General features: G+C 74.4%; 11 protein-coding genes. 6 read left to right on the top strand and 5 right to left on the bottom strand.

The window, feature by feature from the left end:
• Positions 1 to 57: 57 nt before the first annotated feature.
• Genes PVK74_RS08740 through PVK74_RS08725 form a run of 4 tightly spaced genes read left to right on the top strand, consistent with a single transcriptional unit; the run spans position 58 to position 4959 of the window.
• Positions 58 to 882 carry an ABC transporter ATP-binding protein gene (locus tag PVK74_RS08740; protein ID WP_043323336.1) on the top strand — a complete coding sequence of 275 codons (825 nt, stop codon included), beginning with the start codon at positions 58 to 60 and terminating at the stop codon, positions 880 to 882.
• 28 nt (positions 883 to 910) lie between these two features.
• Positions 911 to 1903: an ABC transporter substrate-binding protein gene (locus PVK74_RS08735; protein ID WP_274478772.1), complete on the top strand. Its 993-nt coding sequence runs from the start codon at positions 911 to 913 to the stop codon at positions 1901 to 1903.
• 5 nt (positions 1904 to 1908) lie between these two features.
• On the top strand, positions 1909 to 4011 hold the full coding sequence (locus PVK74_RS08730; protein ID WP_069088447.1) for an iron ABC transporter permease: 2103 nt from the start codon (positions 1909 to 1911) through the stop codon (positions 4009 to 4011).
• Between the two features lie 45 nt (positions 4012 to 4056).
• Positions 4057 to 4959: a siderophore-interacting protein gene (locus tag PVK74_RS08725; RefSeq protein WP_274478771.1), complete on the top strand. Its 903-nt coding sequence runs from the start codon at positions 4057 to 4059 to the stop codon at positions 4957 to 4959.
• A gap of 46 nt (positions 4960 to 5005) precedes the next feature.
• Here PVK74_RS08725 and PVK74_RS08720 read toward each other — a convergent pair whose 3' ends face one another.
• Genes PVK74_RS08720 through PVK74_RS08705 form a run of 4 tightly spaced genes read right to left on the bottom strand, consistent with a single transcriptional unit; the run spans position 5006 to position 10222 of the window.
• Positions 5006 to 6790 carry an IucA/IucC family protein gene (locus tag PVK74_RS08720; protein ID WP_064445629.1) on the bottom strand — a complete coding sequence of 595 codons (1785 nt, stop codon included), beginning with the start codon at positions 6788 to 6790 and terminating at the stop codon, positions 5006 to 5008.
• Positions 6787 to 7371 carry a GNAT family N-acetyltransferase gene (locus tag PVK74_RS08715; protein ID WP_113972947.1) on the bottom strand — a complete coding sequence of 195 codons (585 nt, stop codon included), beginning with the start codon at positions 7369 to 7371 and terminating at the stop codon, positions 6787 to 6789. The genes PVK74_RS08720 and PVK74_RS08715 overlap by 4 nt, the downstream gene beginning before the upstream one ends.
• Positions 7368 to 8642, bottom strand: coding sequence for a lysine N(6)-hydroxylase/L-ornithine N(5)-oxygenase family protein (locus PVK74_RS08710; RefSeq protein ID WP_210882560.1), 1275 nt, complete (start codon positions 8640 to 8642; stop codon positions 7368 to 7370). Before PVK74_RS08710 ends, PVK74_RS08715 begins: the two co-directional genes overlap by 4 nt.
• A gap of 26 nt (positions 8643 to 8668) precedes the next feature.
• The gene (locus PVK74_RS08705) at positions 8669 to 10222 is read right to left on the bottom strand and encodes a pyridoxal phosphate-dependent decarboxylase family protein (protein ID WP_069088450.1); all 1554 of its coding nucleotides are present in this window, start codon (positions 10220 to 10222) and stop codon (positions 8669 to 8671) included.
• 228 nt (positions 10223 to 10450) lie between these two features.
• Between PVK74_RS08705 and PVK74_RS08700 the strand changes: the two genes are divergently transcribed.
• Both PVK74_RS08700 and PVK74_RS08695 read left to right on the top strand, forming a co-directional pair.
• A complete protein-coding gene (locus PVK74_RS08700; RefSeq protein ID WP_274478770.1) occupies positions 10451 to 12487 on the top strand; it encodes a penicillin acylase family protein in 2037 nt (678 codons plus the stop codon).
• Positions 12484 to 13041, top strand: a complete 558-nt coding sequence (locus PVK74_RS08695; protein ID WP_274478769.1) for a GNAT family N-acetyltransferase — start codon at positions 12484 to 12486, stop codon at positions 13039 to 13041. Before PVK74_RS08700 ends, PVK74_RS08695 begins: the two co-directional genes overlap by 4 nt.
• Positions 13042 to 13054: 13 nt before the next feature.
• Here the strand turns inward: PVK74_RS08695 and PVK74_RS08690 are convergent, their stop codons facing one another.
• Positions 13055 to 15280 (bottom strand): hypothetical protein, encoded by a 2226-nt coding sequence (locus PVK74_RS08690; protein WP_043323352.1) that lies wholly within the window; start codon positions 15278 to 15280, stop codon positions 13055 to 13057.
• Positions 15281 to 15400 lie beyond the last annotated feature (120 nt).

The following is a 15400-nucleotide window of genomic DNA, read 5'->3' as shown; positions in this document are numbered from 1 at the left end:
ATCGGGCCGAAGGACCGGCTTGACAGGATGATCGAGTCTTAGGTTAGCCTAACCTGCGTGACGAGCGAAGTTGCGCGGGCCGACGGCCTGACGGGCAGTGAGCTGCGGCTGGGCTACCACGGCAAGACGGTGGTGCACGACGCCGCCATCACGCTGCGCCCCGCGGCGGTGACCGCGCTGGTCGGCCCGAACGGCAGCGGCAAGTCGACGCTGCTGCGCGGGCTGGCCCGCCTGCACCCGCTGGAACACGGCGAGGTCGTGCTCGCCGACGGCACCCCGGCCCGGGCGCTGTCCCCCCGGGACTTCGCCCGCCGGGTCACGCTGCTGGCGCAGAGCCGCCCCACCCCGAGCGGGGTCACGGTGCGGGACGTGGTCGGCTACGGCCGGCACCCCTACCGGCAGCGGTGGCGCGCCGGCGACCCCGACGGGCCCGCCGCGATCGACCGGGCCATGACCGTGACAGGTGTCGACGGCATGGCCGGCCGGCCGGTCGACGAGCTGTCCGGCGGCGAGCTGCAACGCGTCTGGCTGGCCACCTGCCTGGCCCAGGACACCGCGATCCTGCTGCTGGACGAGCCCACCACGTTCCTGGACCTGCGCTACCAGGTGGAGATCCTCGACCTGATGCGCGACCTCGCCGACACCGCCGGCGTCGCCGTCGGCGTGGTGCTGCACGACCTCAACCAGGCCGCCGCCGTCGCCGACCAGGTCGTGCTCCTGCACGAGGGCCGGGTCCGCGGCACCGGCACGCCGCACGAGGTGTTCACCGAGGCGGCGCTCACCGAGGCGTACGGCATCCGCGTCGAGGTGATCGTCGACCCGGTCACCAACCTGCTCTCCACACGTCCCGTCGGCCGGCACACGACCCGTATCCCCGCCTGACCGATCCCTGCACACAGAAGAGAAACCGATGCTGCGTACCCGCCTGACCCTGCTCGCCGCCGCCGCCGCGGCGAGCGCGCTGCTGATCGCCGGCTGCGGCACCACCGAGGAGCCCGCCGCCGCACCGTCCTCCTCCGACGCCGCGCCCACCGGCCCGGTCACCGTCACCGACAGCCGGGGCAAGACCATCACGCTCAAGAGCCCCGCCACCAAGGTCGTCGGCCTGGAGTGGGGCGAGGTCGAGATGCTCGTCGGCCTCGGCGTGATGCCGGTCGGCGTGGCCGACCCCAAGGGGTACGCCACCTGGGTGACCGCCGCCCCGCTCGACCCGAGCGTCAAGGACGTCGGCACCCGGGGTGAGCCGAGCGTCGACTCCATCGTCGCCCTCCAGCCGGACCTCGTGGTGATGGAGGCCGAGCGCGGCTCCGCCGTCGTCACCCAGCTGGAGAAGTACGTCCCGGTGCTGGTCACCAAGGGCAGCGACGCCTCCGACAACATCGGCCGGATGCGCTCGGACCTGAAGATGATCGCCACCGCGACCGGGCGCACCGCGCAGGCGGACAAGCTGCTCGCCGACTTCGACGCCGCGCTCGCCGACGGCAAGAAGAAGATCGCCGACGCCGGTGCGGCCGGCAAGCAGTTCGCGATCGCCGACGGCTGGAAGGAAGGCAGCACCGTCTCGATCCGGATGTTCGGCGAGGGCGCGCTCGTCTCCCAGCTCGGCATCCAGCTCGGCCTCAAGAACGCCTGGACCGGCAAGACCGACGAGATGTGGGGCCTGGGCCAGACCGACGTCGAGGGCATGACCGTCCTCAAGAGCCAGGACCTGCACTTCTTCTACAACGCCTCGGACGGCACCGACGTGTTCGCCGACGGCCTCGCCGGCAACGCGATCTGGCGTTCCCTGCCGTTCGTCCAGCAGAACAAGCTGCACAAGATGCCCAACGGCATCTGGACCTTCGGCGGCACGCTCTCCGCCAAGCAGTACATCGACGAGCTGGTCAAGGTCTACACGGCTTGAGCGCGATGACCGCCCCCGCCCCACCGGGGCCGGCCACCCGGCCGGCCCCGGCCGGGCCGCCGCCCGCCCGGCGCAGCCGGGTCGCCGGCGCGTTCGCCCTCGCCGCCGCGCTGCTCGTCGCGATCACCGCGGTGCACCTCACCCAGGGCACCTCCTCGGTCGGGGCGCTGGACCTGCTCCGGCTGCTCACCGGCGGCGACGACGAGACCGCCCGGGTGCTCGTCGCCTCCCGCCTGCCCCGGCTGCTCACCGGCCTGGCCGTCGGCGTCGCGCTCGGCTTCGCCGGCGCGGCGTTGCAGTCGACCACCCGCAACCCGCTCGCCTCGCCGGACACGCTCGCCGTCAACGCGGGCGCGCACCTGGCGATCGTCTCCACCGCCGCGTTCGGGATCGCGCTGCCCGCGCTGCCCGCGGGCGGGCTGGCGTTCTGCGGCGGACTCGCCGCCGCCTCCCTGGTCATGCTGCTCTCGGCCGGCGGCCAGGCCGCCACCACCCGGCTCATCCTCGCCGGCTCGGCCACCGCGATGGCGCTGTCCTCGCTGACCATGCTGCTCATGCTGCTGTTCGAGCAGGCCACCATCGGCCTGTTCGCCTGGGGCAACGGCTCGCTCGTGCAGGGCGACCTGGTCGCGTTCACCCAGCTCGCCCCCGTGATCGCTGTCGCCGCACTGGTGCTCGTGGCACTCGGGCACCGGCTGGACCTGCTCGCCCTCGGCGACGACACCGCCACCGTGCTCGGGCTCAACGTGCGTCGTACCCGGCTCACGGTCGTGCTGCTGGCGGTGCTGCTCTCCGCCGCGGCGGTCACCCTGGCCGGCCCGATCGGCTTCGTCGGTCTCGGCGCGCCGGTGATCGTCCGGCTGCTCGGCAAGTGGGTGCCCGAGGTGCACCGGCACCGCGTCCTGATGCCGCTGTCCGGCATCGTCGGCGTGGTCATCGTGCTCGGCTCCGACGTGCTGCTGCGCGCCGTGCTCGGCGGCCAGGCCGGTGTCGACGTGCCGACCGGCGTGGTGACCACGCTCTTCGGCGCGGTGCTGCTGGTGTGGCTGGCCCGCCGCCACCGCGACGCCGGACCGACCCGGCAGGCGCCGGGCGGCCACGCCGCCGTGCGCTCCCGGGGCTTCGTCGCCGCCGTCGTCGCGGTCTGCGCGGTCGTCGTCACCGCCGCGCTGGTGCTCGGCATGCTCGCCGGTGACACCTGGGTGCTGCTGGGCGACATCGTCAACTGGGTGCAGGGCCGCACCGGACCGGCGTACACCTTCGTGCTGGACGCCCGCTGGCCGCGCGTCGCCGCGGCGCTGCTGGCCGGCGCCGCGCTGGCCCTGGCCGGCACCACAGTGCAGGCGGTCTGCCGCAACCCGCTGGCCGAGCCGGGCATCCTCGGCATCACCGGCGGTGCCGGCATCGGCGCGGTGTCGCTGCTGACGTTCGCGCCGATGGCCGGCGTGCTCGCCCTGTCCGGCGCCGCCGGTCTCGGCGCGGTCGTCGCGTTCGCGCTGGTCTACGGCCTGGCCCGGCGGCGGGGACTCAACTCCGATCGGCTGGTGCTGATCGGGTTCGCGGTCTGGCAGGGCGGCACGGCGATCATCACGTTCATCGTGGTGTCCTCCGACCCGTGGAACACCGGCAAGGCGCTGACCTGGCTGTCCGGCTCCACCTACGGGCGCACCGCCCCGCAGGTGCTGCCGGTGGCGATCGCGCTGCTGGTCGCGCTGCCGGTGGTGGCCGCCGTGCGCCGCGAACTGGACCTGCTCGCGCTCGACGACGACACGCCCCGGGTGCTCGGCGTCCGGCTGGAACGCGCCCGGCTCGTCGCGCTCGGCCTGGCGGCGCTGCTCACCGCCACCGCCGTGTCGGCGGTCGGCGTGATCGGCTTCGTCGGCCTGGTCGCGCCGCACGCGGCCCGGGCGCTCGTCGGCGGGCGGCACACCCGCGTCCTGCCGGTCGCGGTGCTGCTCGGCGCCACCCTGGTCAGCCTCGCCGACACGCTCGGCCGCAGCGTCATCGCCCCCGCCCAGGTCCCCGCCGGTCTGGTCACCGCCATGATCGGCACCCCGTACTTCGTCTGGCTGCTGTGGCGTTCCCGCGCCGCCGCGGCCGCCCGTTGACCCGTTCGCCGACGAACCACCCCGCGCACGTGAGAGGAATGACGCATGACCAGCACCCTGGCCGTCGCGCCCTGGCGAGTCTTCACCGTCGAGGTCCGCGCGCTACGCCGGCTCGGCCCGTCGTTCCTGCGCGTGACGCTCACCGGCCCGGACCTGGACCGGTTCGCCGACAACGGGTACGACCAGCGGATCAAGCTGGCCCTGCCGCCGGTCGACGGCGCGTCGGGGGAGCTGCCCGACGGGCCGGACTGGTTCCCGCGGTGGCGTGAGCTGCCGGACGCGCTGCGCAGCCCGATCCGCACCTACACGGTCCGCGCGGTCCGGCCGGAGGCGTACGAGGTGGACGTGGACATGGCGCTGCACGGCGACGGCGGCCCGGCCACCCGCTGGGCCCGGCGGGCCCGCCTCGGCGACCGGATCGCCGTGGTCGGCCCGGACGCCGGCTGGGACGGCCCGCACGGCGGTGTCGAGTTCCAGCCGCCCGCCGGGGCGACGCTGCTGCTGGCCGGCGACGAGACCGCCGCGCCGGCGATCTGCGCGATCCTGGAGCGGCTGCCCGCCGACGCGCGCGGGCACGCGCTGGTGGAGGTGCCGGAGACCGGCGACGAGCTGCCCTGCCGGCCCCCGGCCGGCGTCACGGTGACCTGGCTGCCCCGCGACGGCGCCCCGCACGGCAGCCGGCTCACCCCGGCCGTGACGAGCCTGGCCGGCCGGCTGGTGCCGGTACCTGTCGCGGCGGGCGCCGCGCCGCTGGCCGAGGTGGACGTGGACCGGGACATCCTCTGGGAGGTGCCGGAGCGGCCCGACGGCGCGGCGCTCTACGCCTGGCTGGCCGGGGAGGCGGCGGTGATCCGCGGCCTGCGGCGGCACCTGGTCACCGAGCGGGGCGTGGACCGGCGCGCGGTGGCGTTCATGGGCTACTGGCGGGCCGGTCGCGCGGAGAACTGATCGTCTCGCGGGAGCGGGCCGGCGCACGACGCGCCGGCCCGCTTCGTCATCCGCGCGGCGCGTACGGGGCGAGCGGGTTGACCAGCGTGCCGGCGAACTGCAACGCGGCCGACGGGTCGGACAGGTCCACCATCTGCTGGTTGTTGCGCAGCTGGAGCCGGTTGAGGCAGGACAGCGTGAACTCCGGCGCGAACAGGTCGTGCCGGCGCATCCGGTCGGCCAGGTGCGGCACCGTGGCGGCGTAGTCGGCGGCGCACGCGGCGACGGTGCGCCAGAACTCGGCCTGGTCGAGCACGCCCCGGGTGTGCAGGGTGGCGCTGAGGTGCCGCAGGAAGCAGTCGAAGACGTCGGTGAAGATGGACAGGATCTTCTCGTCCTCGGGTACGGCGGCCCGGATCCGCCGGACCCGCTCCGGCAGGTCCGCGTCCGGGTCCATCACCACGATCTCCTCGGCGATGTCCTTGAACACGACCCGCTCGACGACGCCGTCGCGCAGCACCAGGATGACGTTCTCGCCGTGCGGCATGAACGCCAGGTCGTGGGCGTACAGGCTGTGCAGCAGCGGCACCAGGTAGGCGTCCAGGTAGCGGCGCAGCCAGTCGGCCGGGGCCAGCCCGGACTCGTCGATCAGCGCCGCGGCCAGTGACCGGCCGTCGCGGTCCAGGTGCAGCAGCGAGGCCATGGTGGCCAGCCGCCGCCCGGGTTCCAGCCCGGGCACCGGGCTCTCCCGCCACAGCGCCGCCAGCATCTTCCGGTACGGCGAATAGCGATCGGTGGCCGCCTCGTACTGCCGGTGCCGGTAACCGATCGCGGCGCGCTCCCGGATGATCGACAGGCCGGTGCGCTTGAGCACCGGGTCGCCCTCGATCAGCCCGGCCAGCCAGTCGTTGATCGCCGGCGTCGCCTCCATGTACGCGGCGGACAGCCCACGCATGAAGCCCATGTTCAGCACCGACAGCGCGGTCTTCACGTAGTGCTTCGCCGGGTCGCTGACGTTGAAGAAGGTGCGGATGGACTGCTGCGCCAGGTATTCGTCCGGCCCCTCGCCGAGGCAGACCAGCCGGCGCGCGGCCACCTCACCGGCGAACGTGACGGCGAGCTTGTTCCACCACTGCCACGGGTGCACGGGGACGAACAGGTAGTCGGCCGGGTCCAGGCCCAGCCCGGTGAGCGTGCCGGTGAACCCGGCCAGCGTCGCCTCGCCCAGCTCGGCCCGCATCAGCGTGTCGTAGTCCAGGTCGTCGGCGCAGGTGAACGTGGTGTGGTCGCGGTGCGCGGCGAGCCAGAGCAGCCGTACCGGCGCGGCGGCCTCCGGGGCGTACGCGCGGTACTCGTGCACGCCGAAGCCGAGGCGGCCGTTGTTGGCCACGAAGCAGGGGTGGCCCTCGGTCATGCCGGTCTCGATCGCCTGGAACCCGGCGGCGGCCAGCTCGGCGGCGCTCACCGCGGGCTTGGCCAGCTTGTACGCGGTCCCGGCCAGCGTGGAGGTGATCTCCTCCAGGTAGACCGGCAGGATCGCGTCGGTGAGGCCGAGCGCGCCGCGCAGCTCCACGCACAGATCCACGGCGTCCGGCGGCAGGTCCGCGCCGTCGCGGCGGCGCACGATGCTGTCCGCGTCGACCTCCCAGTGGTCCAACGCCAGCCGCCGCGCGGCGAACCGGTACTCGACGGCGGCGTCGTCGCTGCGGACCAGCCACTGCCCGGGGCCGGTGGGCTCGGGGGTGATCAGGCGCTCGTGGGCGAACTCGGCGAGCGCCTTGCGCACCAGCAGCCGGTTGGCGGTCGCCCACGCCTCGGGGGTCAGGTGGTCCACTGCTGCGCTGGCGTTCACGCCGGTGCCCCTTCCTCGCCTGCGGGCGCGCCGGTGGCGGCCCGGAACTGGTCCCGGGTGCAGACGCTGAGCAGCGCCTCCTTCTCGGGCTTGCGGATCGGGCCGACGACGGTGAAGCCGACGGCCGCGTTGAGCGCGTGCACCGCCGTGTTGCGCACGTCGGGTTCCACCACCACGCGGCGGGTCGCTGGGTCGGCGAACAGCCAGGCCATCACCGTGGTGATGACGGCGCGGGTGAAGCCGTGCACCGGCGTGTCGGCGGGCGCGCAGAGGAAGTGCATGCCCACGTCGCCGGGCTCCGGGTCGTACAGGCCGACCAGCTCGACGTGCGCCGGGTCGTACCGTTCGGCCAGGAACGCCGGGGTGCCGCGCCACGACCCGAGGTACGCGTCGTGGTGCGGGTGGTCGGCGATGCGCCGGTACTCGGCGGCGACGGCGGCCACGTCGGCGTCCTGCATCAGCCAGAACGCGGACTTGGGATGGGTGACCCAGCGGTGCAGCAGCGCGGCGTCGGCGTCCGGGTCCAGCGGGCGCAGCGTGAACTCGCCCAGCGCGTCGTCGACGCGGGTGAACGCGCTCACGCCGGCGCTCCGAACTCCTGGAACGCGATGCTCTTCTCCACCGGGTAGTGCTCGCGGCCGGTCATCTCCCGGATCAGCCACGAGTTGCGGTACGGACCCATGCCCAGGTCCGGCGAGGTGATGCTGTGCGTGTGCGTGCCCCCGTTCTGCAGGAACACCCGGCGGCCGGTGTGGTCGACGCTGTAGTTGCGGGCCACGTCGAAGCGGCCGTGCGCGTCGAAGCGCAGCCGGTCGCGTACCGGCGCGAGGAACTCCGGCACCCGGTAGTGGTAGCCGGTGGCCAGCACCAGTCCTGCGGTGTCCAGCGTGAACGCGCGGTCCTGCTCGGTGTGGCGCAGCCCGAGCCGGTAGCGGCCGTCGGCGTACGCCGCCTCGACCAGTTCGGTGTTCGTCAGCAGGCGGGTGGGCGCCGGTCCGTGCAGGCTCTTGGCGTACAGCAGGTCGTAGATGTCGTTGATCAGGTCGGCGTTGATGCCCTTGAACAGCGGCTTCTGCGCGGCCTCCAGCGCGTAGCGGGTCGGCTCGGGCAGCGCGTGGAAGTAGTCCACGTAGTCCGGCGAGGTCATCTCCAGCGTGAGCTTGGTGTACTCCAGCGGGAAGAACCGGGGCGAGCGGGTCACCCAGGTGAGCTGGTAGCCGTACGTGTCGATGTCGCCGAGCAGGTCGTGGTAGATCTCGGCGGCGCTCTGGCCGCTGCCGACGATGGTGATGCTGTCCTTGGCCCGCAGCGCCTCCCGGTGTTCCAGGTAGCGCGAGTTGTGGATCAGGTCACCGCCCAGCCCGGCGCAGGCCGGCGGCAGGTACGGCGGGGTGCCGGTGCCGAGCACGAGGTGCCGGGCCCGGTGGGTGACCGGCCCGTCCGGCGTGTCGGCGCGCACCACGTACCGGTCGTCGGTCGCGTCGTACTCGACGGCGGTGACGGCGTGCCGGAAGCGCAGGTTCGGCAGCTTGGCGGCGGCCCAGCGGCAGTAGTCGTTGTACTCGGCGCGCAGCGGGAAGAAGCTCTCCCGGATGTAGAACGGGTAGAGCCGCCCGGTCTCCTTCAGGTAGCTCAGGAACGAGTACGGCGAGGTGGGGTCCGCGAGCGTGACCAGGTCGGCGATGAACGGCGTCTGGAGCCGGGTCGATTCGAGCAGCATGCCGGGATGCCAGTCGAAGCTGTCGCGGGCCTCCAGGAACAGCCCGTCGAGGTCGTCGATCGGCGCGGTGAGGCAGGCCAGGCCGAGGTTGTAGGGGCCCAGCCCGACGGCGATGAAGTCGTGGGTCGACATGGGGTTCTCGTTCTCCTCGACGGGGGTCAGCCGACCGGGCAGGACAGCTCGGCGGCAGCGGTCCGGGCGTACCAGGCGGCGTGGTCGGCGATGAGGTCCAGCACGTGGGCGATGTCGTCCACTGTGGTCTCGGGGTTGAGCAGCGTGAGCTTCAGGTGGTGCGCGCCGTCGACCTTGGTGCCGGCGACCAGGGCGGCGCCGGAGGCGGCCAGCGCGTCGCGGGCGTGCAGGTTGGCCTCGTCGGCCAGGTCGGGGGCGAGGCCGGACGGCCGGTAGCGGAAGACCACTGTGCTCAGCTGCGACGGTGCGGCCACCTCGAAGCGCGGGTCGGCGTCGAGCCGCTGCCACGCCTGCGCCGCGAGGTCGACGACCTGGTCGAACAGCTCGCCGACCGCGTCCGGCCCCATGATCCGCAGGGTCAGCCAGAGCTTGCAGGCGTCGAACCGCCGCGTCGTCTGGATGCTCTTGTCGACCTGGTTCGGGATGCCCTGCTCGACGGCGCGGGCCGGGTTGAGGTAGTCGGCGTGCCAGGTGGCGTGGCGCAGCGCCCGGCCGTCGCGCACCAGCAGCGCGCTGGAGCTGACCGGCTGGAAGAACGACTTGTGGTAGTCGACTGTCACCGAGGTGGCCCGCTCGATGCCGTCGAGCAGGTGGCGGCGGGTGGGGGAGACGAGCAGCCCGCAGCCGTACGCGGCGTCGACGTGCATCCAGACGCCCGCGTCGGCGCAGATGTCGGCGATCTCGGGCAGCGGGTCGATGCTGCCGAAGTCGGTGGTGCCGGCGGTGGCGACCACTGCCATCACCACCTGACCGTCGCGGTGGCAGTTGTCGATAGTGCGGGCCAGCTCGTCGGCGCGCATCCGGCGGGCCGCGTCGGTGGGTACGGTGAGCACCGCGTCGGCGGCGAGGCCGAGCAGCTTGGCGGCCTTCTGCACGCTGAAGTGCCCGGCCGCGGAGGTGATGACGCGCAGCCGGGACAGCACCTGCGGCCGGTCCGGCCGGGTGGCCGCGCCACCCACCGCCCGGCGGTACGCCTCCTCCCGGGCCAGCAGCATGGCCTGGAGGTTCGACTGGGTGCCGCCGCTGGTGAACACCCCGTCGGCGGTCGGACCCAGCCCGATCCGCCCGGCCGTCCACTCGATCAGGCGCCGCTCCATCAGGGTGGCTCCGGTGCTCTGGTCCCAGGTGTCCAGTGAGGAGTTCACCGCGCTGAGCACCGCCTCGCCGAGCAGCGCCGGGATGACCACCGGGCAGTTGAGGTGGGCGAGGTAGCGCGGGTGGTGGAACCACACCGCGTCGCGTAGCCACACGTCGTGCAGCTCGTCCAGGGCGGCGTCGGTGTCGCCGAGCGGCCGGTCGAGGTCGATGCCGCCGATGAGCGGCGCCAGCTGGTCGGGCGTGACGCCGGTGAACGGCGTGTCCACCTCGCCGACCCGCCGGGCGACCCGGTCGACGCCGCGCGCCAGCACGTCCCGGTACCGCCCGAGCGAGCCGGCGTTGAACAGGTGGTCGCGGGCCGTGGCGGCGGCGCGGCCGGTGTCGGTGGGCGCGGCGCCGGTCGGGCTCCCGATCGAACTCATGCGACTTCCCAGCGGTCGTACGGACAGGACGTGCGGCCACAGCCGCGGCGATCAGGTTAGGTTAGGCTCGCCTAACTAGCAAGCGCGACTCGGTGCGCTTTGTCCTGGAACTACCGCCGGTTGGCGCCTGCCGCGTGTCGCGGTAAGGTCGCCCTCGGTTAGGGGAGGTTATCCTAAGTTGACTGTGGAACGGAACCGCCGCCCGGCGCGCCGAGGCGGGCCGAGACGGTGACGCGCGTCGATCGCGATCAGTGGGGCGTGCCGCAACTGTGGGCCGGTGACGCCGACGCGCTGGCCCGTCTGCAGGGGCGTGTCGCCGCGACCGACCGGGCGTGGCAGATCAGCGTCGAACGATGGCGTGCCGAGGGCCGCCTGGCCGCCCACGTCGGACCGTCCGAGCTGGCGTGGGACCGGTTCGCCCGCCGCGTACGGCTGGACGACACCGCCCGGCGCTGCTACGAACGGCTGGACCCGGACACCCGGCGGTGGGTCGAGGCGTACGTGGACGGGGTCAACGCCGGACTCGCCGAGGGCGCCGCCGCCGCGCCCGAGTTCGCCGCCACCGGCGCCGCGCCCGAACCCTGGCGCCCCTGGTCACCGCTCGGCGTGTTCCTCGTCCAGCACGTGCTGTTCTCCACCTTCCCGAACAAGCTCTGGCACGCGCACGTGGCCCGCACGCTCGGCCCCGATGCGGCCGGACTGTTCGCCGTGGAAGGACCGGCGTCGTCGGGCAGCAACGCCTGGGCGCTGCCCGCCGACCCGGCCACCGGGCGCGGCCCGCTGATCGCCGGCGACCCGCACCGGCTGCTCGAACTGCCCGGCGTCTACCAGCAGGTCCGGCTGGCCTGCCCGGAGTTCGACGTGGTCGGCCTCGCCTTCCCCGGCGTGCCGGGCCTGCCGCACTTCGGCCACACCGGGCACGTGGCCTGGGCCGTCACCAACGCGATGGCCGACTACCAGGACCTCTACCGCGAGCGGCTGCGCCGCGACGGCGACCGGGTGCTGGCGCGCGACGCCGACGGCTGGACCCCGGTCGCGCGTCACGTCGAGGAGATCGAGGTCCGCGGCGGCGACCCGGAGACGGTCGAGGTGATCGAGACGCCGCGCGGGCCGGTGATCGACCACGACCGGGTCACCGGCGAGGCCATCGCGCTGCGCGCCCCGAGCCGGGTGGAGGCCCGGCTCGGCTTCGAGGCGCTGCTGCCGCTGCTGCGCGCCCGGCGCGCCGCCGACGTCGCCGACGCGCTGCGCCACTGGGTCGAGCCGGTCAACAGCGTGCTCACCGCCGACACCGAGGGCGGCGTCCGCCGTCTGGTCGCCGGCCTGGTCCCGGTACGCGACGAACGGTGCCGCCGGGAGCCGGTGCCGGCCTGGGAGCCGGCCTACCGGTGGCGGGGCGACTACGTGCCGCCGGTGGACGAGAGGGTCGACGGCGTGGCGGTGTGCGCCAACGACCGCCGCGACGACGTCGCAGCGCACGGCGTCGACTTCGCCCCGCCGCACCGGGCGCGCCGGATCCGCGCGCTGCTCGCCGAGGGCGCCGAGGCGTCCACAGTGCACACCGACGACCGGCTCCCGGCCGGACCGCTGTACCGGCTGCTCGACCGGCTCGACCCGGGCCGGCTCGACGAACCCGCCCGCGCGCTGCTGCGGCGGCTGCGCCGATGGGACCGCGCGATGGCGGGCGGGTCGGCCGAGGCGGGCGCGTACGCGGCCTGGCGGGCGGCGCTGGCCCGGCGGCTGCGCGTACACCCGAGGTTGCGTGCGCTCGACGAGCCGTGCGGGTTCGACGAGTTGTTCGCCCCCTGGACCGACCCGGCGGCGCGGATCGGCCTGGCGCTGGATCACCTCGCGGCCGGGTTCGACCTCGCGGAACCGGCGGCCGAGGCGCTGGCCGAGGTGGCCGCCGGCCCGCCGCCCGGTGAGTGGGGCAGCCGGCACCTGCTGCACCCGGTGCACCTGGGCGTCGCCCCGGCGGTCACCGACGCGGTGACCGCGATGCGGGAGCGGGTGGCGCTGGCCGGTGACACCGACTGCGTGCTGGCCACCTCCAGCGTGCCGGGCGTCTCCGACGCCTGCTGGCGCGGCCCGGTGGCCCGCTACGTGTGGGACCTGACCGACCGGGCGGCCAGCCGCTGGATCGTCCCGTTCGGCGCGTCCGGGCGCCCCGGCGATCCGCACTTCGCCGACCAGCTGACCCACTGGGCCGCCGGGACGCTGATCCCGGTGCCCGCCGGCCCACTGACGGGAGACGAGACGACGTGATCCACCTGGAGTCGATTCCCGGCCTCGGCGCGCTGGCGCTGGAGCCGCTCCGCCCCGAGCGGGACGCCGGCCTGCTGCACGGCTGGGTGATCCGGCCCCGCAACCGGTTCTGGGGCATGGGCTCGCACACCGTCGACCAGGTACGCGACATCTACGCGTTCGTCGACGGGCTGGAGACCCACCACGCGTACCTGATCCGGCTCGACGGCGAGCCGATCGGGCTGTTCCAGACGTACCAGCCGGAGGCGGACCCGGTCGGCGAGCGTTACCCGGTGCAGCCCGGCGACGTGGGGATGCACCTGCTGCTCGACCCGCCCCGGCGGTACCCGCGTGGCGTGACCGGCGCGGTCTTCCCGGCCCTGATGCGGTTCCTGCTGCGTGACCCGGCCGCGCGTCGCGTGGTGGCCGAGCCGGACGTGCGCAACGACGCCATGCTGCGCCGCCTGCGCATCGAGGGCTTCACGCTCGGTGAGGAGATCGACATGCCGGACAAGCGGGCGAGGCTGGCGTTCCTCACCCGGGAGCGGTTCGAGGCGGAGCACCCGCCCGCGTGAAGCCATGCCCGCGTCACGGCTCGGCGGCGCGCAGCCGCCCGGCCAGGTCCCGCACCGTCTCGGCGTACGCCGGGTCGTCCTCCGACGGGAGGTGACCCTTGATCGGCGGGGGGACGCTGTCCCAGGGCGGGGCGACCAGGCTCTCCGGATCCCGGAGGCGACGGTCCACAGTTGCCTCCGGGCCGGTGACGCGGGCCGGCTCGTCCGGGCGGTGCGGGGAGAAGATCCATCCGCCCAGCGCGTCGGTGTCCCGCCACAGGTTGCGCCAGCGCCAGCCGATCCGGCCGCCGATCCCGCGCAGCATCTCGCCGCCGACGTAGGCGGGGAACAGGCGGGCGTAGAGCCGGCGCAGCGGCGAGCTGTAGGTGAGCAGGGCGACCCGCGCGCTGACCTCCGCCGGTAGCTGCAGGACGGTGGCGGCGACGAGCACCGAGCCGTGGCTGTAGCCGGACAGCAGCACCCCGTTGCCGCTGTGCACCAGGTACGTGATGCGCCGGGCCAGCTCCGGCACGGCCCGCTCGGCGTAGCAGGGCGGTGCGAACGGGTGTGCCGCCCGGGGCCAGAACGTGGCCAGGTCGAAGAGCACGCCGACGTGGTGCCGGAACCCGGGACTGCGGTAGGCGAAGATCCCGGCGAGGATGAGGGCCAGCACCGCCGCCGAGATCGCCACCCCGCCCACCTCGATGCCGAACATGACCAGCTCCGCCGGGACGTGCGTGCGGTGCTCCAGCGTCTCGCCCGGATCGGGACGGACCAGCGCCATCGCGGTGGTCGCCGCGCCCAGTCCGGCCATGACGGCGAACAGCACCGCCAGCGGCACCAGCAGGTCGGTGAACCGGGCCCGCACGATCATCGTCCGGACCTGCCGCAGCCGGGGCGCCGCCTCGGCCGGCGGCGACGGGAAGTCCCGCTCGACGATCGCCCCGGCGGCCCGCATCCGGCCGCGCCGGGACACCAGCGCCACCACTGCCGCGACCACCAGGGTGACCAGCAGCGCGCGGAAGAAGCCGTAGATCGCCCAGGTGTACGCGTGCGCCGGGCCCGGTATGTCGTCCGCCGGGGACACGCCCCGGTCCAGCAGGTCGGCGGTGCGCTGGACCAGCTCGGCGGAGTACGCCACCGCGAGCCCGCCCGCCGCCGCGGCTACCACGAGCGCCCCGAGCCCGTTCGGCGGCTGGTGGCCGCGGACTCGTAGGCGGTGCCAGATCAGCACCGCGGCCAGGCCGCCGAGCAGTACCGCGTGCGTGACCAGCAGCCAGGTCAGGATCGAGCCGTAGCCGGGCAGCCCGCCGCCGGCACGCCAGCGGGCCGGGGCGAACAGCAGATACCCGGCCACCACGACGGTGAGCCCGATCGCGGTGCCGCGCAGCACCCGGGCGACCCGGTCACGTCGCGGGTCGGTGGGCGCCCGGTCGACGAGCGGCGGCACGCAGACCAGGACCAGGCAGGCGAGCAGCACCGCGCCGGTGACCGCCAGCAGCACCGCCACCGTGGGCGGGACGCCCTGCGCGGCCCGGGCGGCGAGGAGACAGCCGTCGAGGGTGGCGAAGGCCGCCGCGATGTGGATCGAACGCAGCCGGCCCATCAGCGGCTCGGTGTCCCACTGGCCGATCGTGCTCAGCGGAGGCCCGGCCGTCGCCCGCTCCGGCGCCCGGAACGCGGTGAACGAGCGTCCCGGCCGCCGGGAGCCCCACCAGACCAGGCTCACCGCGGCCGCCGGGACCAGCGCCAGCACCACCAGCCGCAGCCCGACCGGCCGCCCGCCCATCCAGGACAGCCACTCCCGGTCGGCGACGCACGCCGGGACGGACAGGCACTGCCAGGCCACCAGGTCCAGCGCGACCCCGGCCCCGGCGAGCACGTACAACGCGGTCAGGCTCAACCCCAGCACCCGGCACAGCGCCCGCACCACCGCGCCGCCGACGGCGTCCCCCGGCCGCATCCACACGGCCACGTTGAGCAGCATGAAGGGCATCAGGAACAGCAGCGAGAGGGTACGCAGCGCGGTGCCGGACGGCAGGTCGTTCCACTGGTACGCCTCCAGCGTCACTCCGCTCGCGCCGCGCCCGTCGGCCAGGTCCGGACGGGGACGGTAAAAGCCGGCGCTGCGGTCGCCCGCGACCTGCCGGACCAGCGGCCGGCCCAGCACCTCGGCGGCCCCGCCCGCGGAGACCCCGTGCACCCGCAGCTCCACCACCTCGCCCGGCGGGGCCTGCGCCCGCCCTGGTCCAGCCGTCATCGACCCTCCGCGACGTCCCGGCCGCCCACGCCGCCTGGCACGGCCCGCCCTCGGGTGGCGCAGCGTCCTACCCCGCCGGGCGGCGGGCAAACGCCCGCGCACCTGCCTCGGGCGGCCGTT

Origin of the sequence: Micromonospora chalcea (assembly GCF_028768405.1) — a bacterium.
GTDB classification, from domain to species: Bacteria; Actinomycetota; Actinomycetes; order Mycobacteriales; family Micromonosporaceae; genus Micromonospora; species Micromonospora chalcea.
The sequence above is the reverse complement of the archived record's forward strand: the minus strand, read 5'-3'. Positions and strand labels throughout refer to the sequence as shown.

Coding starts and splice junctions, on each gene's coding strand:
- PVK74_RS08705 (WP_069088450.1), bottom strand. CDS start 10,222: ATGAGTTCGATCGGGAGCCCGACCGGCGCCGCGCCCACCGACACCGGC.
- PVK74_RS08725 (WP_274478771.1), top strand. CDS start 4,057: ATGACCAGCACCCTGGCCGTCGCGCCCTGGCGAGTCTTCACCGTCGAG.
- PVK74_RS08730 (WP_069088447.1), top strand. CDS start 1,909: ATGACCGCCCCCGCCCCACCGGGGCCGGCCACCCGGCCGGCCCCGGCC.
- PVK74_RS08690 (WP_043323352.1), bottom strand. CDS start 15,280: ATGACGGCTGGACCAGGGCGGGCGCAGGCCCCGCCGGGCGAGGTGGTG.
- PVK74_RS08735 (WP_274478772.1), top strand. CDS start 911: ATGCTGCGTACCCGCCTGACCCTGCTCGCCGCCGCCGCCGCGGCGAGC.
- PVK74_RS08710 (WP_210882560.1), bottom strand. CDS start 8,642: ATGTCGACCCACGACTTCATCGCCGTCGGGCTGGGCCCCTACAACCTC.